This is a genomic window from Acidovorax sp. GW101-11A03 (genome assembly GCF_059424825.1).
In genome coordinates, this window is record NZ_JBWKZU010000023.1 from 40,383 (window position 1) to 65,218 (window position 24,836).

Consider the following 24,836-nt stretch of genomic DNA (forward strand, 5'->3'; position numbering starts at 1 on the left):
GCGGTGCAGGCGCCACCCAGCGCGTCGTCAGTTGTTCCTGGGGCTGGTGCTCCTTCGCCACAGTCATCCCGCGCGGGGGGGCGACAGTTGCAACCCGTTTTCGGCGGCAGCGCGGCGCACTGAGGACGTCTGTGACGTGCACCGTAATCATTTTCCCCACAAGGGCTTGCGTAAATTTATGAATTCAACCCGACTTGTACTCACCGTTGCGGCATTGGCAGCGTGCCAAGCCGTGCTTGCTCAGGGCGTGTCAAATCCTGCGTCAGATGCTCTGCGGCAACCTGTGGCGGATGCGCCGACTCTCGGGGGGCAAGGCGGCGCGCCTGTTGCAACGGAATCCTCCGAATCTGCTCGGCCTGCCAGTGACGTCGCGCCAGCTGCCTCTCAGCCGCGTTACATCCGGGGCAACGATCAGATTCTGGCGCCTGCCAAAGCCGCACCGACTGTGGATGGGCCTCCACTGACTTTCAATTTCGAAGAGGCGCCTGTTGCGGAAGTTGCGCGCACGATTTTGGGGGACATCCTGAAAATGGCCTACGTGCTGCATCCACCGTTGAGTGGCACTGTCACACTTTCCAGCCGTGCACCCATATCACCTGATCAGGCGGTGTTTTTGCTTGAGGGTGCTCTGCAGGCCAACGGGCTTGCAATGGTGCGCGATGCGCGGGGCACATACCACGTGGGGCGGGCCGATGCTTTGCGCACTGTGGGCAGTGCCGTGCGGCAAGTGACGGGCAATGGAGCGCCGTTGCCTCCGGGGTATGGCGCCATTGTTGTGCCGCTTCGGTACATCGGTGCCGCAGAGATGGCTACCATTTTGCGGCCCATGGCACCCAACGATGCCATTGTGCGGGTGGACAACGTTCGCAATCTGTTGGTGCTGGCCGGTACACGCAGTCAGGCAGAAGGTTGGCTCGATCTCATCAACACCTTCGACGTGGACTTGCTCAAAGGCATGTCCGTGGGGCTCTTTCCGCTCAAGTACGCCACCATCAAGGAAGTTGAAGCAGCCCTGCGCCTTGTCAGCGGCTCTCCCCAGGCCAGTCCCACCGCGCCGAGCGGCTCCACTGTTGCGGTGACCGGTGGATCTGCGGGGGCGGCCTCGGCGGCTTCCGCTGCGATGCTCGGGGAGGGGAACCCCTTGTTTGGCGCTCTGCGCATCATGCCGGTGGAGCGGCTCAACAGCATTCTGGTTGTTACTCCACGTGCTGCTTATCTGGAGGAGGCGCGCCGCTGGATTGAAAAGCTCGACCAGCCCAGTGACAACGGGGCAGAGGCGCAGCTGTTCATCTACCGCGTGCAAAACGGCAATGCCAAGCACTTGGCCGGTGTGCTTTCGGGTATTTTTGGGGCTACTCAAAACGCGGGCTATGCCGCCAACAGCGGAGTGGCTCCAGGGTTGGGTGCGAGTGGGGGTTCGTCATTCGGTCAACAGCAGGGGCTTGGCAACACCAGCCCTTTTGGCAACACCTGGGGCAATACAGGCTCTAGCCTGGGTCGTACGGGAACAGGCACTGTCAACACAGGTGGATTTGGCAACGCCTTTGGCAGCACGCAGAACCGCACGGGCCAGAACGCGGCAGTCCAGACGGGCGCCACGGGTACGGCCACAAACATTGGTGGCGTGCGTGTGATGGCCGATGAACTCAATAACTCCATTCTGGTGTGGAGCACGCGTTCGGAATTCCTCAAAATCGAATCCACCCTCAAGCGGCTGGATCTGCCGCCCACCCAGGTGCTTATTGATGCCTCTATCATCGAAGTCACCCTCAATGACTCCTTGCAATATGGGCTGCAATGGGCGTTCAGCGGTGGCACAGGGGGCGGACGCTCTGGGACGGGGCAATTGTCCACAGGCACCAACAACGCCAGCAACAGTGGCAACCTCAATGTCAGCGCGGGCAAGGGGTTCACCTACTCGCTCATCAACTCGGCGGGCAACGTGCGGGTCATCTTGAATGCCCTGGCCAGCCAGGATCTGCTCAAGGTGGTTTCCAGCCCCTCGCTCATGGTGTTGGACAACCACACCGCATCCATGTCTGTGGGCGACCAGATTCCGGTGCTCTCCAGCATCATTGACAGCAATATTGGCAGCACCACCACCAGCACTGTTCAGTACCGTGATACAGGTGTGAACTTGGCGGTGACGCCCTCTGTCAATGCTGGCAACCTGGTCACGATGCAGATCGATCAGGTCATGACTGATCAGTCGCCCAGTACCGGCGCCAATGGCCAGCCCATCTTCATGCAGCGCCAAATTGCCAGCAAGGTGGCGGTGCGCAGCGGCGAAACCATCGTGCTGGGTGGTTTGATCAAGGACAAACGGTCGTCCGGCAAGACCGGGGTGCCTTTGCTCAAAGATGTTCCGTTGGTGGGAGCCCTGTTTAGCAACAGCGAAAACACCGGTGCGCGCACCGAACTGCTGGTGGTCATTACGCCCAAAGTGGTTCGCACCGACCCCGAGATCCGCGAGGTCAGTGAGGATCTGCGTGATCGCCTGCGGGGGCTGAACATCATTGAAATGCGAGATCGCGTCCAGCCTCGTGTTGCGCCGGGGGGGGCGGAGGGGGCAACTGCGCAGCCTGTGCCTTCGCAATAGAAGGTTTGCTCCCGCTTTGTGCGATTAATGTCAATTTTCTATTGGTAGTAGTTGGTGATAGTTAAAGGAGATGAAATGAAGAACCTCTTGTGGAGCAGCAGGCACCGCAATTTGCGGGCAGTGGGTTTGGCCGCCATGGCAGCCACCGCGCTGGTGGGGTGCGCCACCATATCGAGCACGCCAGAGCAAGTGGTGCAACAGCGCGCCACCGAGTACTGGAAGGCTCGCGTTGCCGGGGACCACGCCAAGGCATATGCCCTGTCCACCCCCTCTTACCGCAAGCTGCATACGGCTGAGCAGTTTCGTAAGCAGTTTGGTAGCGCCGCCTCGCTTAAGGATGCCGAGCCTGTCAATGTCACTTGCGAGCCGGAAAAATGCACAGTCCGCATTAAAATCAGTGCTGCACCTGCCTTGGTGGGCATGAATTTGGGTACCATTGCTACCCACCTGAGTGAGACTTGGCTGTTGGAAGACGGCCAGTGGTGGCGCTACCAGGATCTGTAAAGATTCGCGGCGGCTCCTTGCAGGCCCAGGGGATGATATTTGAGTATTGGGGACTGTTGTATTTGGTCAACAAAGAAGAATGGGCCCGCGTAATCAAGTGTAGTTCCCAGAAGTGCTGTGCTACGATTCCCTAGCGTAATCAATCGTGGTAGTTGCGCTTACCAACTTTTTTAACTGGAGTTCTTGTATGAAAAAAAATGTGATGGCCCTGAGCATTGCTGCCATGATTGGTGGCCTGGGCTTCGCTGGTGCCGCTTCGGCCGACGTGATCGTCGGTACCGGCGCAACGCCTCTGACCGTTGCTGACATGGCTGCTGGCAAGATCGCTGCGCCTACGGCCAACAACCTCGAAGTGACGCGTGCAGGCGTGGGCCACGCTCTGATCGTGCCTTACTTCAACGCGCAAAACGGCAACATGACCGTTCTGCACGTGACCAACACCGACCAAGTCAACGGTAAGGTCGCTAAGGTGCGTTTCCGCTCTGCTTCGAACTCTGACGACCTGCTGGACTTCCAAGTGTTCCTGTCGCCTGGCGACGTGTGGACCGCTGCTGTGGTGGCTGACGCCAACGGCTTGGCACAAATCGTGACCGCCGACAACACCTGCACGGTGCCCGCACTGGCTTCCGGCGTGCCCCAGTCGTTCAATAACTCCTCCGCTCGTCTGCCTTCGTACCTGACCGAAGCTCAGCGCAACGCGCTGACCCGTGAAGGTTACGTTGAAATTTTCAATGTGGCTGACATTTCGGCTCTGAAGGCTTTTGACACCAACGGTGCTCTGAACGCTGCAGGCCCTAACCGTTCTGCTCTGTACACGGCTACCAAGCACGTCAGTGGCGTGGCTCCTTGCTCCGTGGCTGGTTCCGCTGCTCGCACGCTGCTGAACAACGCTGCTATTGCTGACTACACCACGCAGCTGCAAGCAGCTACGGCTGGTCTGGACAGCGGTTCGGGCGGTCTGATGGGTGACTGGTACATCATCAACGTGCCACAAACTACGACGTTCTCTGGCGCTGCTACCGCTATCGTGGCTAACACGGGCGCTGGTACTGCTCCTGCTGTCGGCAACTTCCGTCACTTCGCTCAACTGGGTAACAACCTGGTGACCCTGAACGGTGACGCAGCCAACGGCGTGACCGCTGACCCGCTGTTCCGCAATCTGAACGTGTTCGACGCTGTTGGCGCCAAGGTTACGACCGCCGCACTGACGATGCTGAACTACGACGCGCCTGACCTGTCGACGCCTTTCTTCAGCGTCGCTTCGTCCGCTAACACGCTGGCACAATCCACCAACCTGCTGACGGCTCTGTCGGTGAAGTCGGTGACCAACCAGTACGCTCTGGATGCTGGCATCACTGCCAAGACCGACTGGGTGTTCTCCATGCCCGCCCGTCGTTACAACGTGGCTGCCAACTACGCCGCTGTGACCGGCACGACTGGCGCTACGGGCCCAACGACCGCCAACGCCAAGTACCGTCTGTTCACCGACCTGAATGGAACTGCTACTCAAGCTGGTGAGTGGTTCTATCCTGCTGTGAGCGCTGACTACGCAGCTGCAGCTGGTTTCAAGGCTGGTGGCAACACAACCGTGGACACGGCTGGCAACATCTGCGTGTTCGCTGACGGCCAGAAGTTCTTCGACCGCGAAGAAACCTCTGCTTCGGCTGGCCCCGTGTTCTCGCCTGGCACCGCCAGCACCGTGTCGTTCTGCGGTGAAGTCAGCGTGCTGGCTTTCCAAGACACCGGCAACTCCGTTCTGGGCGCTTCGGTGGCTCGTAACACGGTCACTTCCGGTTTCTACACCAACGGTTGGGGCGTGATCGATACGACCAACGCAGCCCAAGGTCTGCCGCTGCTGGGTGAGTCCTTCATCAAGCTGAGCAACCCACAAGCTGGTGCTGGCGTGTCTGGTACCTACGGTATCAACTGGGCACACCGCTTCACGCGTTAATTCGTGGGCACTTAATCGCGGCAACGCGATCCAAAAAGGCGGGGTCTTCCCCGCCTTTTTTTCATTTCACAACTTGTTTTCTTATCCATGAAGCTCTTGATGACAACCTGTTTCTCGCCAATGCGCAGCATGGCTCTTGCTGCTGCCGTTCTGGCAGGTGGATCTTTGGTGCATGCGGCAGGCCCAGTGCCCCTGACCCAAGGCGGCAAATTCGCGATCACCACCACCGACATCGAAGCCGATGCACTGATGCGCATGCCCGCAGAGATGCGCCCGATGGTGCTGGCCAACAAGCAGAGCGTGGGCCAGGTGGCGATGAACATGTATGTGCGCCGCGCGCTGGGTCAGCAGGCGGTGCAAGAAGGGCTGGACAAAGACCCCAAGGTAGCGGCCATGCTACAGCTCGCGCGCGACAAAGTGTTGTCGGACATGATGCTGGAGCGCATTGATAGCCAAAATGCTCCCAGCGATGCTGCTGCGCTGGAATTGGCTCGCGCCACTTACCGCGCCAAACCAGAGCGCTTCCAGGTGGGCGAACAAGTGCAGGTGCGGCACATTCTGATTGCTGGTACCAAGCCTGAGTCGCGCGCACAGGCCGAAAAGCTGTTGGCCGACATCAAGGGGGGCGCCGATTTTGCCAAGCTGGCAGAAGAGCAATCAGCCGACAAGGGTAGCGCCGCACGCGGTGGCGACCTTGGGCTGTTTGCCAAGGGCCGCATGGTGCCAGCCTTTGAAGAAGCTGCCTTTGCCCTACAGAAGAAGGGTGACCTGAGTGGTGTGGTGGAAACGCAGTTTGGCTTCCATATCCTTAAGCTGGAAGATCGCAAAGCACCCACCACGCGCACCTTTGACGAAGTGAAGGAAGAGCTGCTCAAGGAAGTGCGTGCCAGCGTGACGCAAGACGCCCGCGTGAAGGCCGCGCAAAAGCTGGGCGAAGGCGTGGAACCCGACACCAAGGCGATTGAAGCCTTTGCTGCAGGCTACGCCAAGGGCCCAGGCATTCCGGTGCAGAGCGGCAAGTAACAGCTCGTTGCCAAAAGCAACAACAGACCAGAAAAGCCACAGCAGGCGGCTCGTCCGCCCGCAACCCTTTCGCTCATGACCTTTCTCTGGAACGAAGCGCGCGCGTTATGGCGCGCGCGCATGTTGGTGTGGGTTCTCACGCGCCGTGAGGTGGCCTCGCGCCACACTGGCACGGCGCTGGGCATTGTCTGGCCGTACCTGCAGCCGTTGCTTACTGTGGCTGCGTACTATCTGGTGTTTGACGTGGTTTTTGGCATGCGCCTTGGGGAGCAGGCCCCTACGCGGGCCGTTGGCGCCTATTTGGTGGTTGGCGCCTTGCCCTGGATGGCGTTTTGCGATGCGGTGCAGCGTGGCATGACGAGCTTGATCGACGCTGGTAGTCTGCTGCACAAGAACCCGCTGCCGCCCGTGCTGTTTACTTCACGCACGGTGCTGGCCAGTTTTTCAATTTATGGCCCGTTGCTGCTGCTGGTGGCAGTGGCCTACATTCCTGCCCATGGGCTGAAGCCTGCCATCTTGGCTCTGGTGCCTCTGCTGCTGCTGCAAATGCTGCTGTGCATGGTGCTGGGTTACGCACTGGCCATACTGGCGGCGGCTCTGCGAGATGTCGCGCAACTGGTCGGCTTTCTGCTTTCCGTGGGTATTTATCTGTCGCCCATTTTGTTCCCTATTCAGCTCTTTCCTCAAGATTGGCGGTGGGTGCTATGGCTCAATCCGATGACGGGCCTGGTGATGGGCTATCAGCAGGTCCTGCTGCAAGGCCAGTGGCCGCACTGGAGCGTGTGGTGTGCTGCACTGGTGTGGGTGGGCTTGCTGATGGTTGTTCTGAACGCGTTGGTGGCTCGCAGCCGCGATCAATTGGTGGACTGGCTGTGAGTGCCCAAAGTCTTTCCTACGCAGAAGGCGCTATGCGTGACACCGTGTTGTCAGTTGCAGGCGTCGCCAAGGAGTACAAGCTATATCCCACCCCCCGAGCCCGATTGCGTGCGTTGTTGACGGGCAGGGCCACACACCGCAGTCACTGGGCGCTGAACGATGTTTCGTTTGATTTACGGCGGGGTGAATGCATTGGCGTGATCGGCGACAACGGAGCAGGAAAGAGTACCTTGCTAAAACTACTGGCGGGCACCTTGCAGCCCAGCCATGGCCGCATTGACCGCGTAGGCCGGGTGACGGCCATTCTGGAGCTGGGGGCTGGCTTTCACCCCGACTTCAGTGGGCGAGACAATCTTTACTTTGCTGGCAGCCTGATCGGCATCACCCATGATGAGATGGCACGCTTGGAGCCCGAAATCATCGATTTCTGCGAACTGGGTGAGGCACTGGATCGGCCTGTAAAAACGTACTCGTCCGGCATGACGGTACGCTTGGCCTTTGCTCTGGTGACGGCAGTGCAGCCAGATGTTCTGATCATCGACGAGGCACTGGCTGTTGGCGACCAAAACTTTCAAAAAAAATGCGTCGAACGTATTACGGCGTTCCGCAATAGCGGGTGCACCATTCTGTTCTGCTCGCACAGCCCGTATCACATCCGCCATCTTTGCGACCGGGCACTTTGGCTCAAGGCGGGGCGGGTGGAGCAATTTGGCAACACCGAAGCGGTGTTGGCTGCCTACGACGTGCACACCCGAGAGCGCGAAAACGCAACAGGCGCCAATGCCCCGAATGAGCCCGCCCAATCGATAGCCAAGACTGCTTCGCAAGAGTCTCCAACGGACGACATGGCAGCCGGGCCGCAATGTTCCGCAGGTTCGCCGCAGCAGGCGGCAGGCGAAGGAGGTGGTGCCTGTATTCTGTCTGTGGATGTGGCAAATCTGGGGGAGCCCGTGGGGAACCAGCCACCCGTGCTACAGGGGCAAGATCTAATGGTGACGATCCGGGCCCGGGGGCGTGGTGCAGAACGACCCCATATCGGTTTTATGATTGAGCAGTCCAAAGGGGTTGGTATCACCTCGCTGGCAACACACGAAGAGGGGGCGGCGCCTCTACAGTTGAACGATGGTACTTGGCAGTCGGTGCTGACGTTCCCAGACTTGCCGCTGCACAGCGGGGACTACGTGATCAGTGCATTCCTGTTCGACGAAACAGGGTTGGCTGTCTACGACGAATGGTTCCAGTTTCTTCATTTCCGGTTCATTTTCCCCAAACCACTGCCGGGCCTGGTGCGGTTGCCGCACAGCTGGCGCTAGTGCCAGAAAAGCTTGGCGCAGCATGCGCTCTGTCCCGGTCCTCAGCGGATCAGTCCGCCTGGGGATGCAATTGTGCTGCGAACCTTACATGTTCTGTGCAACATCTTTTACGTAAGGTATGGGCAACAGGCTGGCAGCGAGAGCTCGGGGCGTGCGCTTGATAATCGGCTGTCTCCGGTATAGAAAGAATATGACTTCAACTTCAGAATCACCATTGACCCTGGGGCAGCAGTTGCTGCAGGAAGGGCGCGAACTGCTCAGCAGGGGTGACCGAGTGGCTGCCGCGCAGGTGCTTGCCCGGGCCCGCAACGAGCGCGATGTGGTGTTGACTGCCCACGCGCTCATTGAAACCAATGACCTTGTCGGCTCGTTCACCAACGTCATGGGCCTGGATTGCACGATTTCCGAGCAAGACGACATTTTTGGATTCTTCAGAGGCCACCACTCCAGCTTGAATCCGTTGCGGGACTATCTTGCGGATGGTTGGCGCACCTTGTCGGAGTTGATGCTGCTACTGGAGGCCGTGGACCAGCCTCTGCTCAAAACCCAGCGTGTGCTGGAGTTTGCGAGTGGGCATGGCAGATTTACACGGCATTTGGTCAAGGCCCTGGGGCCTGCCCGTGTGGAGGTCTCGGATGTGGTGCCAAGTGCGATCAGTTTCTCCAGAGAAACGTTTGGTGTGAATGGCTTTCTCTCGGCCAGCATGCCTGAAGCCGTGCAATGGCCTGGGCGCTATGACCTGGTCTTTGTGTTGTCCCTTTTTAGTCATTTGCCCCGCTCTACCTGGTCACGCTGGCTCAAGGTGCTATACGAGTCGGTGGCGCCGGGTGGGTTGCTCGTGTTCAGCACCCATGGCACCAAGGCTGCCGACTTTGACCATGTGACCCTGGATCCGGAGGGGTACTTTTTCGCCGCATCAAGTGAGTCAACGGCGATCGATGAACAAGAGTATGGAACAACGTTCACGTCAGAGGCCTTCGTGCTGGCGCGGATCGCTGAAACCGTTGGAGCGGACAGGCTGGTGCATAAGGCACCAGTGCACTTCTGGAATCACCAGGATGCCTATGTGCTGCGTCGGCCCTGAGTGGCTTTCCCCGCGTCTGGAAGTACAAGGTCTTGTGACATGGTGCATTTCACGGAGATGTGATGAACAGTAGCTGGTGGCTTAAGCTGCAAGAGCGTATATGGGGCCTGGCGCCATGGGATGCCGAGCAAATCAGTGACGAGTGGTTTCGGGCGCATTTCAACTACGCGGCCGATGTTGTACATCAATGGGTGGGCGATGTGCTGGATATGCGATCTGCCCGGTTTCTCAATTTTGGGTGCGGTGATGGAATTACCGATCTATCGCTGGTGCTGCGGTATGGTGCAACAGCCATCCATGGCGTAGATATTCGCCGCGAATATGCCAAGCTGCCTCGTATTGCGCGTGAGCAACTGGGTATGCAGAGGATTCCGTCCGCGTTGACCTTTGAGACTATTTCGCCCGGGACACCACTGGCAAGTCGTCACACGGGGCTGGATGGCATCATGAGCTGGTCAACCTTTGAGCATGTGCAGCGCGAACAGGTTCTGCCAATCCTGCGGGATTTGCACGCCTGCTTGCGCACAGGGGGGGTTTTTTTTCTCCAGATTGAGCCGTTGTTCCACTCACCGTTTGGCTCCCACCTGCGGCGTTACGACGATGTGCCATGGCACCACCTGCTGGTGCCTGAGGAGGAGCTGTGGCAAATCATTGATGCCCATCAAGGCCCCATCAATGCCGAAGAGGTGGATTTCGGGTTTGCCGATTTTGGCGTGGAGGGCTACAAGCGGTTTGTTTTCAAGGAGTATCAACATCTCAACCGGCTGACTGCAGACGAGTTGGTTAGCCTAGTAGAGCAAGCAGGCTTTACCGTAGAGCGGCAAGATCGGCGCAATGTGGAGTTACAGCCGCCTGCGCAATTGCTGAAACAGTACGGCGATACCGTCTTGCGAAACAATGAAATTTTCCTGCTCTTGCGAAAAGGCGGGTAGCGGCAAGGCAGCTTGCTTGCCGCTACCAGCGTTTACCGCGCGCGTTTCTTCCGCTAGGCGATCTTCTGTGCCGTGATCACGAAGCCATGCACGGGTTGGCCTTTTTGGTAGCGCAAGACCGTGTTTTCAGAATCCACAGAGAAACCAGCGGCGCGGCACACTCCCTCAACATGACTGCGCTTGTGTACGTACCGCTCAGTAGTCGGATTGAGAAACAGGTCGGGGCCGTCCTCGGGGCCAATTTCGCAGGAAAAAATTAGGCGCCCACCAGGTGCTAATACGCGCCAAGCTGCAGGAACGGCCTCCGTCAGATCGCCCACGTACACGCAAACCTCCAGTGCAGCGATCACATCGTAGGATTCAGCCTCTGCTTGACGTAGTGTGTCGTGCAAGTCCGCCTCTTTCAGGCTGTCGTAAAGCTTGAGGCGGCTGGCCTGCTCCAGCATTTTTGGTGACACGTCCACGCCGTCGAGGCGTCCGTCGAGTTTGCCCAGTCGTGCGCCGAGCAGTCCGGTACCGCAGCCCAGATCGAGGAGCCGGATTTTTTTATCTGGGTGAAGCGCTACCAGTTTTCTCGCGATCTGCTCCGGGAGTTGGTAGCGCAAACCTTGCACAAGCTGCTGGTCGAAGATATGAGCTGCGGTATCGAACAGCTTGCGATTGAGCTCAGCTGGCTGGTGGGTGGGGGTCTGACCCTTCGCACGCGCGTCGTAGTAAGCGTAAACCGCGTTCGCAGGGTCGAGGGCAAGCAAGGTTGCTGTCACTGCGGCGGCCTCATTCAGACGACCTGCTGCGAGCAGTGTGTGCATGCGACCCGTCAACGCTTTCTCGTCATGGGGTGACTCTGCAATCAGGCCATCCCAAAGTGCGAGGGCCTCGTCGTAGCGCTCCAAATGGCTCAAGTCGTTAGCCAGCAGCAGGCGCCACTTGGCGTTGGTCGGCTGCAGCTTCAGCCCATCCTGCAATAGGCTGACTGCCAAATTGACGTCCATCATGTGATGTGCCACATCGATTGCGCCGTCTCGCACCATTCCACTTTCGGCATCAAGCTGCAGTGCGGTGGCTGCGTTTTCCTTTGCTTCTGCAAGCTGTCCCTGCCTGGCCTGCAATTGGGCTAGAACGACAATACCGGGCGCCCAGTTGGGCGCGAGTTCCAGCCCGGTGCGCATGAGTTGAAATGCACCTGCGACATTACCCGCCTTTTCGGACATGACACCGGCCATCATGTAAACGCGTGGGTCATTGGGAATTTGCGCCCGTGCCTTATTGAGCACATCTGCGGCCTCGGTCAACTGGCCTTGGTCAATCAGTACGCGGGCGGATTCGATGAGGAGGAGATTGGGGTCTGACATGATGTTCGTGGTGAATAAGCCGTGCAATTACTTCTGTAGCCAGTTCTTGACGCGACGCTGCCAGTGCAGCGGAATGGCACGTGCCATGCTGCTGAGCAGGGGCAAGGAGCGCATGTGCACCAAGGCATCCAGGGCGCCTGAACGGATTGTTGCGGAGGCTTTTTGCGCGTAGGGCAGGAGGGTCTCCGCAGAAATAGGGGCCGACGCGCGCGGCGCAGACTCTACGCCACTGAGATAATCGCGAATGTAGCCCCAGGCATCACCAGAGGCTGGGATGAGCGGATATGGCGGGGGCATTGGGCCAACGGCCTGCGCAAAGTGCTCCGCTCGGATGCCGGTAAAGAAGCCGACCCATTGTTTGGGGTTTTGGTCCCAGGGGCAGACCCAACTCCACGCACGGTCTGCCACGCGTTCTACAAAAGCGCCTATATCTGGCACTGCCACCGGCAGGCCTGCCTGTATGGCTGCGCTGAGGGTGTAGCTGTACGTTTCTGGCCAAACTGCTGGAAACCAGACGATGTCTGGCTGCAGCCACGTGAGCAGCCCGGCCAAGTCTTCATCCTGATAGGCGCCGTGCACTGTAAGCCGCGCTCGTGGCTGGGTTTGCAGGTGACGGTAGCCATATCCAAGCAGGTGAAATTCCAGCGGTGCACCCGACTGGGCTGTGTATAGTGCGGTGGCTTCTAGAACATCCGCCCCCTTGATGGCGCTGAGCGCACCCAACACCGCAATTTTGAGCGGCTTATCCGGCCGCAGTGGGCTGGGGTTCGGCGCCTGGGATGGATGTGTTGTGCTCCGATCGGCGATGTCGGTATGTTGTATGACGCGCACACGCGCTCCAGGCGCAAAGGCTGCCATGCGTCTTGCGGTGTCGTGGCTGGGGGCCATCACAAGGCGAGCCCCGATCAGGAAGTGGCGGTTGCGGTGCCGCCAGTCTGCCACGGTGCCTGTGCCGGAAGGGGCTGGGTCTTGAGGCGAGCAGCATGCGCACTCGCCAGGCGCCAGTTCGGGGGCGTACCGGTTGTCTTTGCCCGTCAAGGAGATATGCGCGCAGAAGCTGTAAAAGTCGTGCGCGGTAAAGTCATAGCGGACCCCCAACTGCGAAGGCAGGTCCATGATCGCTGGATCATGACCCAACAGGTGGTGGTAGTGGATATGCCTGACTCCCAGTAGCGTCAGCATCCGGACGAGATCCTGGTATTGATCCTCCAATCGGAAGGTGAGCCGAAAACCCTCATGCCGGGTGGCAAACTCCAGGCGCACACAACGGTCTGGCGCCGGAGTGAGTGTGAGAAAAAGGGCGTGCTCTGTGAGGTGCGAGGCCAGTTCTCGTACGTGGCGTAAGGTTCCGCCCGCTCGGTCGTGCAAAACAGCCAATACCACCGGCAAGTGCGCTTGGTGCATGCGCGCAATATCAAGTGCCAGCCGGTAAGGCTGCGCAGGGTCTGCCTGCACAAAAGCCATTATATCCCGTTCGTAGCGGGGGTGCAGGCGGCGCAGTGTTTCCATGGCCGCGCGCTCGCGGGGGCTTTTGCTGTCACCAAAGCTCACTCCACCGGTGTGTAGCACGAAAGTGTCGAGCAGGTGCAGGTTGCGCCAACCTGCCTCTGCCGCCCGCTGGCAGAAGTCGTTTTCTTCGCCGTAGCCTTTGCCGAAGTTCTCGGTGTCAAAAAGGCCAACTTGCGCGAGGCAATCGCGCCGGATGTACATGCAGAAACCTACGCCCGTAGGCACGTCCACCACCGCGCCGGGGTTGGTCTGGGCGCACAGGGCATCCAACCGCGCGGTGTCGTAGTCGGCTGGCAAGCTGTTGTCTTTGCAGAACCGGGGGTAGCTGCAGATGGTGGCGTTGTTTGAAAACGGTGTGACCGAGGCCACCTTGCTATCGCCATAAGCGGCGCGGCGAATGCGGTCCAGCCAGTCATTGGCCACTTCGGTGTCGCTGTTGAGCAGCAGTACATCGTTGCTGTCGCTGAGTGCCATGCCTCGATTGACTGTGCCGACAAAACCCAGGTTTTCGGCGTTTTCCAGCAGAGTGATACGGCTGTCTTGTGCGGCGCGCTCGCGCAACCATTCCGTGACTTCAGGTTCAGGGCTGGCATCGTTGATGACAATCAGACGCCAGGCACACTGGTTGGCGCTGGCCAGCACGGATTCAATGCACAAGCGGGTGTCGGCCAGACCGCGGTATGCGGGAACAATGATGTCCACCGGGTGCTGAGGGGGCGTGGCTGGCGTGGGCTGGTGGGCCGGCTTGGCTGGCTGAGCTGCTTTGGGGCCTCGGCCCAGGAGTCGGTCCAGGCGCATCTTGGCGTGAACAATGGGACGAGTGGCGCGGAACACGGTAGAGGTTTCGATGTTGTGGAGATGCTGGGCCAGTTCGTCCAGGTCGCTACGGAGTCGAGTCGCTTCTTGCTGCCAGGTGGCACGCTGCCGAGATGCGGCCTGGCTGGCTTCTTCGAGGATCTGGTTGCGATTTTGTGTGGCCGCGAGGTCTGTTTGCGCTTGATTAAGCCTGCTCGCAGTGTCACGGCAGTTGTTTTCCAACTGAACGATTCGGTCGTGCAGTGGAAGTACCGTGCCAGACAAGGCGACATAGTCCGCCGACATGGGCCAGCCCAATTCGACTTCTAGCTTGGTGCCGCCTCGCGGGCTGTTGGCCAAGGCTTCGGCGGAGATAGGCAGCTCAAACCAGGGCTCGTCCCCAGCAAGCAGCAACAGTGTGGCGCCCGAGGCTGCGGGCAATGGGGCCTGCCAGACGATCTGGCTATGGGGCGTTGTGGCCAGAAGTGAGCGCGAACCGGAGTCAGCCATCCATTGCCACAAAACGCCTCCTTGTGCAGTTCGCAACGTCAATCGGTACAGGTGGACGAAGCCTGGGCGATCGGCAGGATCCAGTCGCAGTTGTGTGACGGGCAGTTCTGAGTCGGGCAGATCAAAGCAAAGGGTTTGGCGCTCCTTGCCAATGACACCTGACGCCGTTAGCTTGTGAGCCTCGTCGTATCGACCCGCGTAACCTAGATAAAGCTGGGTCGTAAACAACGCCTGGACGGGCATTTCGGAGCGCGCAGTGGGCTCTGCCGTGTTTGCTGCCGCCTCGGCAGTAGGGTGGGCGACGCAAATGAACTGGTAAGTCAGAGCGTCAGGGACGCCGAGGAGGTGCCGTGCTACCGAGGGTGGCAGGCGGTCAAAAGCGACATCGAACTCCGACTCGGGCAGCTCCCGGACGATGGTGTCAATGGAGTCCGAGGCCCAGCGATGCTCGCCGAGAAAACGCTGCAGCGATTTGCGCGTGAAGAAACGCAGGTGCGTACGGTCCAGCAGGCCTTCTTCGCGGTAAAGGAATTCACCCTCCAGTAATTCTGCAATGAGGCCGCTGTAGCCTGCGTTGGGTACAGAAATGAGCAGTTTTCCATTGGTCTTGAGCAGTTTGCGGCAAGCATCCAAGACCTTTTCGGGGCGACTCAGGTGTTCCAGCACGTCCGCGCACACAATGTAGTCATAGCGCTGGCCTTCGAAAGTGGCAACCAAGTCGCATGACTCGAGGTTGTCCACGACCACGCGGCGGTAGTAGGGCTTGGCATGGGTGGCCTCCGCTTCACTGAGAGTGACGCCGTCCACAATGCAATCCTGAGTCTCGGTCACGTGCTGTCCCAGGGCTCCACTGCCGCAGCCCAGGTCCAGCACCGTTGCGTTGCTGTGAATCAGGCTGGCCAATACCGACAGCGAAGTGCGTTCGCCCGCTGCGATACTGCGTAGATAAACGTGCAAATCTTCCGTTGAATGCGTCATCCGGGGATTATGACGGTGGGGAGAGTGCACTTGTAACAGAGGACGGTGTGAGAACTGGGACAATGGCGGCTTGATGAATGTCTCCCCTACCTCTCAGTGCAGTCTTGTGATCTCCGTGGTCAGCCATGGTCATGGCGCGCTGGTCCAGGCTTTGCTTCACGATCTGGCCCGATTGTCTGCGGAGACAGTTGGGCGTGTGGTGCTGACGCAAAATTTGCCTGAGGCAGAGCCCGAAGCCCCAGCCGGCGGGTGGCCATTTGTGTTTCAAATTGTCAAAAATACAGCACCCGCTGGTTTTGGCAGCAACCACAACCGGGCTTTGGCGGGGGCAGAGGAGTCCGCAGTCTGTGTGCTCAACCCAGATGTGCGGCTTGGCGGGGGGGACCCCTTTGCACTTCTCGTGCAAGCTGCAGGGCAGCCAGGGGCTGGCTGTGCGTACCCGGTACAACTGGATGAGCAGGGGCGGTTGCAAGATAGCGAGCGCGAGTTGCCTACCCCTTGGGCGTTGTGGCGACGACGCCTTCTGGGGCGCGACGAGAGCCAGGTCGATTGGGTGAATGCGGCCTGCCTGGTGCTTCCGCAGCCCGTATGGTTAGCGGTTGGTGGATTCGATGAGGCGTACTTCATGTATTGTGAAGATGTGGATCTGTGCCTGCGTATTCGTCTGCTGGGGCGCACCTTGGTGCGGGTGCCTGTGCATGTCGTGCACGCGGGGCAGCGTGCCAGTCACAGGCGGTGGAGTCATTTGCGGTGGCATGTGCGCAGCCTGCTGAGGCTTTGGAATTCGCCCGTATATGCGCAGGCGCGTCTTTTGTTACGGGCTGGGGCGGCAAGCACGGGTACCATCGGCCGCTCATGATTTGGTTGTCTCTTGTGGCTTTCGTGGTGGTTGCGCTGGCGGCCGGGTTGGTCGTGCGATGGATGCGCAGCCACGCTTCCGCATACGGCAACGGGATGCCGCAGCGCTTTCATTTCGGTGATGTTCCTCGCCTGGGTGGGGCTGCGCTGCTTCTGGGGATTGGTTGTGGTTGGAGCCTGGGGGTGCTGCAGTCACTGCAGTGGGGCGATCCAGGCTCACTGCGGCTGGGGGGATGGGTGTGGGGGTGGCTGGCGGTGTTGTTGCCAGCTACCTTGGGGGGGATTGCTGAGGACATGACCCAGCGCCTTTCGGCCCGCTATCGGCTTGTACTGACTGGCGCCTCGGGTGTCCTTGCTGTGGTTTTACTGGACCTGACCCTTCCCCGCATGGGCTGGCCCTGGCTGGATGCCGTTCTGGCGGCGGCTCCCTGGCTGGGGGTTGCCATTGTGGTGCTGGCCGTCGCCGGTCTGCCCCACGCCTTCAACATCATCGACGGCTACAACGGTCTGGCGGGCATGGTGGCCCTGATCGTTTGCCTGGCGCTGGCCCATGTGGCCCTGCAGGTGGGAGACCGGGCGCTGGCGGCGCTGCTGGTGTCCACGGCGGCGGCCACGGGGGGGTTCCTGGTCTGGAACTACCCGCGGGGCATGCTGTTTGCGGGGGATGGCGGGGCCTATGTATGGGGCGTGGTGATTGCCATGGCCAGCATTTCCCTAGTGCAGCGAAATGCGGATGTGTCGCCGTGGTTTCCGATGCTGCTGCTGATCTACCCCGTCTGGGAGACGATTTTCTCGATCTACCGCAAGGCGGTGCGGGGGGTGTCGCCGGGGGTGGCCGATGCCCTGCATTTTCACCAGCTCATCTACCGTCGCATTGTGCGCGGGGTTTTCCACGACGATGAGTCGCGCCGCATGCTGATGCGCAACAACCGCACTTCGCCCTACCTGTGGGGTTTTACCCTGCTGACCGTGGTGCCCGCTGTGCTGTTCTGGAACAACACGCTGCTGCTGATGGCGTTCTGTGGGCTGTTTGTGGTCAGCTATGTGATGGCCTATCTGGCCATCGTGCGCTTCAAGGTGCCGCACTGGCTGCGCCACTGACCAGCCCGGAGCCACCGGTTTCTGCCGGTCGCCCGGCAACCGGGTTTGTGGAGCGTTCTTCAACCTCCCGACAGCTGTGCGCCCCGTGAATGCGGCACAATTTGCGTTTCACCCTGTTTGTTTTTCTTCTTTCGGATGGCACGCCTCCATGACCGACCTTCTTTCGATTGCCCCGCGCGACAAGGCTGAAATCCTGGCCCAGGCGCTGCCTTACATCCGCAAGTTCCATGGCAAGACCATGGTCATCAAGTACGGCGGCAACGCCATGACCGACCCCGCCCTGCAGGCGGACTTTGCCGAAGACGTGGTGCTGCTCAAGCTGGTGGGCATGAACCCTGTGGTGGTGCACGGCGGTGGCCCGCAGATCGAAACGGCCCTGAACCGCCTGGGCAAGAAGGGCGAGTTCATCCAGGGCATGCGCGTGACCGATGCCGAGACCATGGAAGTGGTCGAATGGGTGCTGGCGGGCGAGGTGCAGCAGGACATCGTGGGCCTGATCAATCAGGCGGGCGGCAAGGCAGTGGGCCTGACCGGCCGCGATGGCGGCATGATCCGCGCCCAGAAGCTCAAGATGGTGGACAACAAGAATCCCGCCATCGAGCACGATGTCGGCCAGGTGGGCGACATCGTCTCCATCGACCCGAGCGTGGTGAAGGCGCTGCAGGACGACGCGTTCATCCCCGTCATCAGCCCCATCGGCTTTGGTGAGAACAACGAGAGCTACAACATCAACGCCGACGTGGTGGCGAGCAAGCTGGCCGAGGTGCTCAAGGCCGAGAAACTGGTGCTGCTCACCAACACCCCGGGCGTGCTGGACAAGGCGGGCAACCTGCTGACCGACCTGACGGCCCGCCGCATTGATGAGCTGTTCGCTGACGGCACGATCTCCGGCGGCATGCTGCCCAAGATTGCCGGTGCGCTGGATGCCGCCAAAGCCGGTGTCAACGCCGTGCACATCATCGACGGTCGGGTGCCGCATGCCATGCTGCTGGAGATCCTGACCGAGCAGGCCTACGGCACGATGATTCGGTCGCACTGATTTTTGATACTTCGGCAGCCCGCCATGCGCTTGCTCTTGGTCGAAGACGATGTGATGGTGGCCAGCGGCATCAAGCTGGGGCTGACCGATGCGGGTTATGCCGTGGACTGGGTCGGCAGTGGTGAGCGTGCCGAAGAGGTGTTGCGCACCGAGTCGTTCGACGCGGCCATCATCGACATTGGCTTGCCAGCCATGGACGGTCTGGAGCTGACGCGCCGCCTGCGGCGCCCGGACATGGCCAGTCCCGCCATGCCGGTGCTCATCCTCACGGCGCGCGATGCTTTGCATGATCGGGTCCAGGGGCTGGATCTGGGCGCAGACGACTACATGGTCAAGCCCTTCGAGCTGCCCGAGTTGCTGGCGCGCCTGCGGGCCCTGCTGCGCCGCTCGCAGGCCGCCACCACGGCGGTGCTGAGCTTCGGCCCGCTGGAGCTGGACACCGCCGGTCGCCGCGCAAGCATCCGCAGCGATGCTGGCGAGCAGGTGATCGAGCTGGGGCCGCGTGAGTGGACGGTGCTGGAGTACCTGCTCATCAACGCCCCCAAACCCGCCAGCAAAGACAAACTCCTGCAGGCGCTGACGGGCTGGGACAAGGAGATCACGCCCAACGCGGTCGAGGTCTATGTCTCCCGCCTGCGCGGCAAGCTGGAGCCCCATGGTGTGGCGCTGCGGTCGATCCGGGGGTTCGGCTACCGGCTCGAACTCCAGAACCCTTGACGGGGCAGCGGCCCCGGTCTCTTTCCTCTTCTCCTGCGCCCGCCATGCTGCTTCGGAACCCTTCCCCCAAGCGGCCCGGTTTGCGCGCCATGACGTCCGACCTGCGGACCCGCCTGCTGCTGATGCTGGTGCTGCCGCTGTGTGCACTGGCGCTGGTGGGTGTCTGGCTGGACTACCGCTCGGCCGACGAGGCCGCCGTCCAGCACGACCAGCGCCTGGTGCGCCTGCTGCCCGCGCTGGCCGATTCGGTGCTGGCGCCGCCCATCCGTGACAACGCTTCGCCCTTGCTGCTGCTCGCGCCGCCAATCGAGGAGTTCCTGCGCCAGAACGTCGGGTTTTCTGCTTACAGCGTGCGCGACACCTCAGGGCGGCTGCTGCTGGGCGACGCCTGGGTGCATGGGGCGGTGCCCACCACGCAGGCCCCTGAGTTCCACAGCGTGGAGTTTGGCGGCGTGACCTACCGGGTGGCCGTGCAGCGCGGCCGCACGGGCGCGGGCGAGCTGGTGGTGGCATTGGCCGATGGCTCCGACCCGCGCCAGAAATGGGCCCAGCAACTGCTGCTCAGGGTGCTGTTGCCCAACCTGGTGCTGCTGCTGGCGGCGGGTTTTGCGATCCACTGGGCGGTGCGACAGGCGTTCAAGCCCCTGGTGGGTCTGGCCGAGGCGGTGGAGCGCCGCTCGCCGCGCGACCTGAGCCCCATCGACGAGGCCGCCTCGCCCGACGAGGTGCGTCCGCTGGTGCATTCGCTCAACCGCCTGTTTGCCCTGGTCAATGCCCAGGCCGAAGGGCAGCGCCGGTTTGTGGCTGATGCGGCCCACCAGTTGCGCACGCCGCTGGCGGGGCTGCAGGCGCAGGTCGAAGCCTGGGCCATGATGGCCAAGGCGGCGGCCCCACCGCAGGTTTCGTTTCCGGATTTCGATCGGAAAATGCCGTTTGCGCGCGAGGACAGGGCACAAGGTGCTATTGTTTTAGGAGTTGATCAGATCGAGAAGCTGCGCAACGCTACGCGCCGCACCTCGCAGCTGGCGCACCAGCTGCTGGCACTGTCCCGTGCCGATGCACGCAGCCTCGATGCCCAGCCGCCACAGCGGGTGGACCTGAAGGACCTGTGCGAATCCCTGCTGGAGAACTTTCTGGACGCGGCCACCGGCAAGGGGTTGGACCTGGGGCTGGACGTGCAGCTTGTGCATGTCACCGGCCACGGCTGGCTGCTGCGCGAGCTGCTGTCCAACCTGGTGGACAACGCCATCAAGTACACGCCGCCGGGTGGCGTCGTCACCATCCGCTGCGGACTGCGCCAAGGCCGCAGCGGCCCGCCGCGTGCCTATGTCGAGGTGGAGGACGACGGCCCCGGCGTGCCCGAGGCCGAGCGCACCCGGGTGCTGCAGCGCTTCTACCGCGTGCCGGGTGCGGGCGGCGAGGGCACGGGCCTGGGGCTGGCGATTGCGGACGAGATCGCGCGCGTGCACAGGGCAGCGCTCACGCTGGGCGCTGGCCCGCAGGGACGCGGGCTGTTGGTGACGGTCGTGTTCCCCCTGTAGCCCGCCCTGGCAAGCCGGGGCCGCCGGGCCCCGGAGGGCTGTGCGAGAATCATTTCCATACACGATTGACTTGTGCAAACAGGTGGGGCGACAGTGCTCCCCTGGCGCTGGTGGCCTGCCTTCCATTGCCAGTGACTGCACCAGCCGTGACGATTCTTCCTGCCCCGTCGCCCCTGCGCATGCCTTGCTGGCAGGTGGTGGGCGCCAGGCCTTACCGGAGCCCCTGTCCCGCATGTCCGAACTCTCGCCCCAGCCCGAGCCCGCGTCCACCGACGACGCAGGGGATGCCCCCGTCGCACGCAAGCGGCCCAAGCCGGGCGAGCGCCGCGTGCAGATCCTGCAGGCGCTGGCGGCCATGCTGGAGCAGCCGGGTGCCGAGCGCATCACCACCGCCGCACTGGCCGCGCGCCTGTCGGTGAGCGAGGCGGCGCTGTATCGCCATTTCGCGAGCAAGGCGCAGATGTTCGAGGGCCTGATCGACTTCATCGAGCAGACCGTGTTCACCCTGGTGGCGCAGATCACCGGCCGCGATACCGTGGGCGGGGTGCCCGACGCGGCGCAGTCGGCCGAGGTGGGCGCCCGGCAGGCGGCGCGCATCGTGGCGCTGCTGCTGCAGTTTGGCGAGCGCAACCCCGGCATGGTGCGGGTGATGGTGGGCGACGCCCTGGTATTTGAGCACGAGCGCCTGCAGCAGCGCATGAACCAGTTTTTTGACCGCATCGAATCCACGCTGCGCCAGTGCCTGCGCCCGGCCACGGCGGCATCGGCCACGCCTACGGTGGATGCGCAGGTGGCGGCCAGCGTGCTCACGGCGTTTGCGCTGGGGCGGCTGCAGCGCTATGCGCGCTCGGGGTTCAAGCGCCTGCCGTCGGAACACCTGGATGCCAGCCTGGCGCTGATCTTGTAGAGCACTTTTTGCCCACGCCCGCCGCTGCGGGCTGAGGCAGGGGGGCAGGGCAGGGTGGCCTGCCGCGCGGTGGTACCGCCGCAACGCGCGTTTGGGTGGCCCTCCCTATTTTTTCCAGGGGTTTTGGCCATGCCCTGAAATTGCTGCAGAATAGAACGAACGTTCGTTTTTATTTGCCAGCATGCCCGCCACCTCCGAATCCAGCCAGGCCAGCCGCAGCCCGCGCGCGCGCAGCAGCACGGGCCGCGCCCTGCAAAAGGGCCAGCAAACCAAGGCGGCCATCGTCGAGGCGGCGCTGGGCCTGGCCACGCACATCGGGCTGGAAGGCCTGTCGATTGGCGCGTTGGCCGATGTCACGGGCATGAGCAAGTCGGGCGTGTTTGCCCATTTTGGCTCGCGCGAAGAACTGCAGATCTCCGTCATCCGCGAATACCACACCCGCTTCGAGCAGGAAGTGTTCTACCCCGCCATGTCCGCCCCGCGCGGCGTGGCGCGTTTGTCGGCCCTGTTCGGCAACTGGATGAAGCGCACCTCCATCGAAATCGACTCGGGCTGCATCTACATCAGCGGCGCGGTCGAATTTGATGACCGCACCGGCCCCGTGCGCGATGCGCTGGCCAGCTCGGTGCTGACCTGGCACGCTGCCATGCGCCGTGCCATCGAGCAGTGCAAGGTGTTGGAAGAGCTGCGCGCAGACACCAATGCCGAGCAGATGCTGTTCGAGATCCACGGCCTCATCCTCGCGCTGCACTACGAAGCGCGGTTCCTGCAGACCCCGGGCTCCATGGCCCGGGCGGTGCAGGGCTTTCACAACATCCTGGCGCGCTACAGCGCCACACAACCAGGCGCCAGCGCAGAAGCAGCACCCGCTGCTGCTGCCAAGCGCCGCAAAGTTTCCAACCAAACCACCACCTCCAAGGAGTAAACCCCATGCCTATGTACACGCCGCCCCTGCGCGACATGCAATTCGTCATGCACGAAGTGCTCAAGGTCAGCGATGAATTCAAGGCCATGCCGCCCCACGCCGAGGTGGATGTGGACACCATCAACGCCGTGCTCGAAGAAGCCGGCAAGTTCACTGCCGAAGTGACCTTCCCGCTGAACATCAGCGGCGACACCGAAGGCTGCGTGCTCAACAAGGCCACCCACGAAGTGAAGACCCCCACGGGCTTCAAGGACGCCTATGCCAAGTACGTCGAAGGTGGCTGGGCGGCACTGTCGTGCGACCCTGCCTACGGCGGCCAGGGCCTGCCTTTTGTGCTGAACCAGTGCCTGTACGAGATGATGAACTCGGCCAACCAGGCCTGGACCATGTACCCCGGCCTGTCGCACGGCGCATACGAAGCCCTGCACGCCCACGGCACCGAAGAGCAAAAAAAGATCTACCTGCCCAAGCTGACCAGCGGCGAGTGGACCGGCACCATGTGCCTGACCGAACCCCACTGCGGCACCGACCTGGGCCTGCTGCGCACCAAGGCCGAACCCCAGGCCGACGGCACCTACAAGATCACCGGCAACAAGATCTTCATCAGCGCGGGTGAACATGACATGGCCGCCAACATCGTGCACCTGGTGCTGGCCCGCCTCCCCGACGCGCCCAAGGGCAGCAAGGGCATCAGCCTGTTTGTGGTGCCCAAGTTCAACATCAAGGCCGACGGTTCGCTGGGCGAGCGCAACCCCATCTTCTGCACGGGCCTGGAGCACAAGATGGGCATCCACGGCAACGCCACCGCGCAGATCGCCATCGACGGCGCCATCGGCACCATGGTGGGCCAGCCCAACAAGGGCCTGGCTGCCATGTTCGTCATGATGAACGCCGCCCGCCTGGGCGTGGGCAACCAGTCGCTGGGCCTGACCGAAGTGGCGTACCAAAATGCGCTGGCTTACGCCAAGGACCGCATCCAGATGCGCAGCCTCTCGGGCGTCAAGGCCAAGGACAAGGACGCCGACCCCATCATCGTGCACCCCGACGTGCGCAAGATGCTGCTCACCGCCAAGGCATACGCCGAAGGCGGCCGCGCGCTGCAGATCTTCTGCACGCTGCTGCTGGACAAGGTGCACAGCCACCCCGATGAAAAGGTGCGTGCCGAATCCGAAGAGATGGTGGCGCTGCTCACCCCCATCGTGAAGGCCTTCATCACCGACAACGGCCACATCTCCACCAACGCCTGCATGCAGGTCTTCGGCGGCCACGGCTTCATCAAGGAATGGGGCATGGAGCAGTACGTGCGCGACAACCGCATCAACATGATCTACGAAGGCACGAACACCGTGCAGTCGCTGGACCTGCTGGGCCGCAAGATCCTGGGCAACAACGGCGCCACGCTCAAGAAGCTGGGCAAGCTGATCGGCAAGCTGGTGGAAGAAGAAGGCGTGAACGAGAAGATGGCCGAGTTCATCAACCCCGTGGCCATGCTGGGCGACCAGATGACCAAGTTCACCACCGAGATCGGCTTCAAGGGCATGCAGAACCCCGACGAAGTGGGCGCCGCTGCCGTGGACTACCTGCGCGTGGCCGGTCACCTGGTGTTCGGCTATCTGTTCGCCCGCATGGCCCAGGTGGCCCTGCGCGAGATCGCCGCTGGCAACACCGACCCGTTCTACGGCGCCAAGCTGCAGACGGCTCGCTTCTACTTCGCCAAGCTGTTCCCCGAAACCGTCACGCTGATGCGCACGGCCCGTGCTGGCAGCAAGGTGCTGATGGATACCGATCTGGCCCTGGCCTGATCGGTAGATCTGCGGATTTCAAGCTTTTTTGGCACGGAGCGCCTATGTATAAAGCGGTAGCAGCTATTGTTTTTGTAGCGTCTGCGGCGCCCGTCTGGGCGCAGGCGACGCCCGAAGGCTTGTGGCGCAACATCGACGACAAGACCGGCGAGGCCAAGGCCGAAATCCGCATCCGCGACATCGGCGGCGGCGTGTTGAACGGTGCGCTGGAAAAGCGCCTGTCCAAAGATGCCAAGCCCGACGAGGTCTGCGACGAATGCTCGGATGACCGCAAGGGCAAGCCCATCCTGGGCCTGGAGATCATCCGTGGCGCCAAGAAGGCCGACGGCAAGGAGGTGTGGGAGGGCGGCAAGATTCTCGACCCCGAGAACGGCCGCAACTACACCCTGCGCATGACCCCCGTCGAAGGCGGCAAGAAGCTCGAAGTGCGGGGCTCCATCGGCCCGTTTGGCCGCACGCAAACCTGGATCCGCATCCAGTAAACCCATTCCCGTGGCCTTGCGCGCGCCATGCGGTGTTG

At 61.6% G+C, this 24,836-nt stretch carries 19 protein-coding genes; 17 read left to right on the forward strand and 2 right to left on the reverse strand.

What is annotated here, in order from left to right:
- Positions 1–136 precede the first annotated feature (136 nt).
- From gspD to AC07Z7_RS11795, 8 genes are all read left to right on the forward strand, one after another.
- A complete protein-coding gene (gene gspD / locus AC07Z7_RS11760; protein ID WP_494766333.1) occupies positions 137–2,599 on the forward strand; it encodes a type II secretion system secretin GspD in 2,463 nt (820 codons plus the stop codon).
- Between the two features lie 75 nt (positions 2,600–2,674).
- The gene (locus tag AC07Z7_RS11765; RefSeq protein WP_494766334.1) at positions 2,675–3,103 is read left to right on the forward strand and encodes a hypothetical protein; all 429 of its coding nucleotides are present in this window, start codon (positions 2,675–2,677) and stop codon (positions 3,101–3,103) included.
- A gap of 187 nt (positions 3,104–3,290) precedes the next feature.
- Positions 3,291–5,054 (forward strand): cell surface protein, encoded by a 1,764-nt coding sequence (locus AC07Z7_RS11770; protein WP_494766335.1) that lies wholly within the window; start codon positions 3,291–3,293, stop codon positions 5,052–5,054.
- 186 nt (positions 5,055–5,240) lie between these two features.
- Positions 5,241–6,077: a peptidylprolyl isomerase gene (locus AC07Z7_RS11775; protein ID WP_494766336.1), complete on the forward strand. Its 837-nt coding sequence runs from the start codon at positions 5,241–5,243 to the stop codon at positions 6,075–6,077.
- 75 nt (positions 6,078–6,152) lie between these two features.
- Complete coding sequence (locus AC07Z7_RS11780; protein WP_494766337.1) at positions 6,153–6,953, forward strand: ABC transporter permease; 801 nt, start codon at positions 6,153–6,155, stop codon at positions 6,951–6,953.
- Positions 6,954–6,985: 32 nt separating this feature from the next.
- Positions 6,986–8,266: an ABC transporter ATP-binding protein gene (locus AC07Z7_RS11785; RefSeq protein ID WP_494766338.1), complete on the forward strand. Its 1,281-nt coding sequence runs from the start codon at positions 6,986–6,988 to the stop codon at positions 8,264–8,266.
- A 190-nt stretch (positions 8,267–8,456) separates the two neighbouring features.
- Positions 8,457–9,350 carry a class I SAM-dependent methyltransferase gene (locus AC07Z7_RS11790; RefSeq protein ID WP_440113837.1) on the forward strand — a complete coding sequence of 298 codons (894 nt, stop codon included), beginning with the start codon at positions 8,457–8,459 and terminating at the stop codon, positions 9,348–9,350.
- Positions 9,351–9,412: 62 nt separating this feature from the next.
- Complete coding sequence (locus AC07Z7_RS11795; RefSeq protein WP_494766339.1) at positions 9,413–10,282, forward strand: class I SAM-dependent methyltransferase; 870 nt, start codon at positions 9,413–9,415, stop codon at positions 10,280–10,282.
- A gap of 53 nt (positions 10,283–10,335) precedes the next feature.
- Here AC07Z7_RS11795 and AC07Z7_RS11800 read toward each other — a convergent pair whose 3' ends face one another.
- Complete coding sequence (locus tag AC07Z7_RS11800; protein WP_494766340.1) at positions 10,336–11,634, reverse strand: tetratricopeptide repeat protein; 1,299 nt, start codon at positions 11,632–11,634, stop codon at positions 10,336–10,338.
- Between the two features lie 27 nt (positions 11,635–11,661).
- Positions 11,662–15,426: a methyltransferase domain-containing protein gene (locus AC07Z7_RS11805; RefSeq protein WP_494766341.1), complete on the reverse strand. Its 3,765-nt coding sequence runs from the start codon at positions 15,424–15,426 to the stop codon at positions 11,662–11,664.
- 73 nt (positions 15,427–15,499) lie between these two features.
- On the opposite strand from AC07Z7_RS11805, the gene AC07Z7_RS11810 reads away from it, so the two are divergent.
- The 9 genes from AC07Z7_RS11810 (at position 15,500) to AC07Z7_RS11850 (ending at position 24,798) form a co-directional block, all read left to right on the forward strand.
- Positions 15,500–16,285, forward strand: coding sequence for a glycosyltransferase family protein (locus tag AC07Z7_RS11810; RefSeq protein WP_494766342.1), 786 nt, complete (start codon positions 15,500–15,502; stop codon positions 16,283–16,285).
- The gene (locus tag AC07Z7_RS11815; RefSeq protein WP_494766343.1) at positions 16,282–17,385 is read left to right on the forward strand and encodes an MraY family glycosyltransferase; all 1,104 of its coding nucleotides are present in this window, start codon (positions 16,282–16,284) and stop codon (positions 17,383–17,385) included. Before AC07Z7_RS11810 ends, AC07Z7_RS11815 begins: the two co-directional genes overlap by 4 nt.
- Before the next feature lie 148 nt (positions 17,386–17,533).
- Positions 17,534–18,424: an acetylglutamate kinase gene (argB, locus tag AC07Z7_RS11820; RefSeq protein ID WP_094288851.1), complete on the forward strand. Its 891-nt coding sequence runs from the start codon at positions 17,534–17,536 to the stop codon at positions 18,422–18,424.
- A 24-nt stretch (positions 18,425–18,448) separates the two neighbouring features.
- Positions 18,449–19,141 carry a response regulator transcription factor gene (locus AC07Z7_RS11825; protein WP_063459990.1) on the forward strand — a complete coding sequence of 231 codons (693 nt, stop codon included), beginning with the start codon at positions 18,449–18,451 and terminating at the stop codon, positions 19,139–19,141.
- An 89-nt stretch (positions 19,142–19,230) separates the two neighbouring features.
- The gene (locus tag AC07Z7_RS11830; RefSeq protein WP_252660331.1) at positions 19,231–20,682 is read left to right on the forward strand and encodes a sensor histidine kinase; all 1,452 of its coding nucleotides are present in this window, start codon (positions 19,231–19,233) and stop codon (positions 20,680–20,682) included.
- Positions 20,683–20,914: 232 nt separating this feature from the next.
- Positions 20,915–21,589: a nucleoid occlusion factor SlmA gene (gene slmA / locus AC07Z7_RS11835; protein ID WP_494766344.1), complete on the forward strand. Its 675-nt coding sequence runs from the start codon at positions 20,915–20,917 to the stop codon at positions 21,587–21,589.
- A gap of 181 nt (positions 21,590–21,770) precedes the next feature.
- The gene (locus AC07Z7_RS11840) at positions 21,771–22,514 is read left to right on the forward strand and encodes a TetR/AcrR family transcriptional regulator (protein ID WP_494766345.1); all 744 of its coding nucleotides are present in this window, start codon (positions 21,771–21,773) and stop codon (positions 22,512–22,514) included.
- Positions 22,515–22,519: 5 nt separating this feature from the next.
- A complete protein-coding gene (locus tag AC07Z7_RS11845) occupies positions 22,520–24,316 on the forward strand; it encodes an acyl-CoA dehydrogenase C-terminal domain-containing protein (protein ID WP_094288843.1) in 1,797 nt (598 codons plus the stop codon).
- A gap of 44 nt (positions 24,317–24,360) precedes the next feature.
- Positions 24,361–24,798 carry a DUF2147 domain-containing protein gene (locus AC07Z7_RS11850; RefSeq protein ID WP_252660324.1) on the forward strand — a complete coding sequence of 146 codons (438 nt, stop codon included), beginning with the start codon at positions 24,361–24,363 and terminating at the stop codon, positions 24,796–24,798.
- The last annotated feature ends 38 nt before the right edge of the window (positions 24,799–24,836 follow it).

Coding starts and splice junctions, on each gene's coding strand:
- AC07Z7_RS11765 (WP_494766334.1), top strand. CDS start 2,675: ATGAAGAACCTCTTGTGGAGCAGCAGGCACCGCAATTTGCGGGCAGTG.
- AC07Z7_RS11770 (WP_494766335.1), top strand. CDS start 3,291: ATGAAAAAAAATGTGATGGCCCTGAGCATTGCTGCCATGATTGGTGGC.
- AC07Z7_RS11780 (WP_494766337.1), top strand. CDS start 6,153: ATGACCTTTCTCTGGAACGAAGCGCGCGCGTTATGGCGCGCGCGCATG.
- AC07Z7_RS11785 (WP_494766338.1), top strand. CDS start 6,986: ATGCGTGACACCGTGTTGTCAGTTGCAGGCGTCGCCAAGGAGTACAAG.
- AC07Z7_RS11790 (WP_440113837.1), top strand. CDS start 8,457: ATGACTTCAACTTCAGAATCACCATTGACCCTGGGGCAGCAGTTGCTG.
- AC07Z7_RS11795 (WP_494766339.1), top strand. CDS start 9,413: ATGAACAGTAGCTGGTGGCTTAAGCTGCAAGAGCGTATATGGGGCCTG.
- AC07Z7_RS11800 (WP_494766340.1), bottom strand. CDS start 11,634: ATGTCAGACCCCAATCTCCTCCTCATCGAATCCGCCCGCGTACTGATT.
- AC07Z7_RS11805 (WP_494766341.1), bottom strand. CDS start 15,426: ATGACGCATTCAACGGAAGATTTGCACGTTTATCTACGCAGTATCGCA.
- AC07Z7_RS11810 (WP_494766342.1), top strand. CDS start 15,500: ATGAATGTCTCCCCTACCTCTCAGTGCAGTCTTGTGATCTCCGTGGTC.
- AC07Z7_RS11815 (WP_494766343.1), top strand. CDS start 16,282: ATGATTTGGTTGTCTCTTGTGGCTTTCGTGGTGGTTGCGCTGGCGGCC.
- argB (WP_094288851.1), top strand. CDS start 17,534: ATGACCGACCTTCTTTCGATTGCCCCGCGCGACAAGGCTGAAATCCTG.
- AC07Z7_RS11825 (WP_063459990.1), top strand. CDS start 18,449: ATGCGCTTGCTCTTGGTCGAAGACGATGTGATGGTGGCCAGCGGCATC.
- AC07Z7_RS11830 (WP_252660331.1), top strand. CDS start 19,231: ATGACGTCCGACCTGCGGACCCGCCTGCTGCTGATGCTGGTGCTGCCG.
- slmA (WP_494766344.1), top strand. CDS start 20,915: ATGTCCGAACTCTCGCCCCAGCCCGAGCCCGCGTCCACCGACGACGCA.
- AC07Z7_RS11840 (WP_494766345.1), top strand. CDS start 21,771: ATGCCCGCCACCTCCGAATCCAGCCAGGCCAGCCGCAGCCCGCGCGCG.
- AC07Z7_RS11845 (WP_094288843.1), top strand. CDS start 22,520: ATGCCTATGTACACGCCGCCCCTGCGCGACATGCAATTCGTCATGCAC.
- AC07Z7_RS11850 (WP_252660324.1), top strand. CDS start 24,361: ATGTATAAAGCGGTAGCAGCTATTGTTTTTGTAGCGTCTGCGGCGCCC.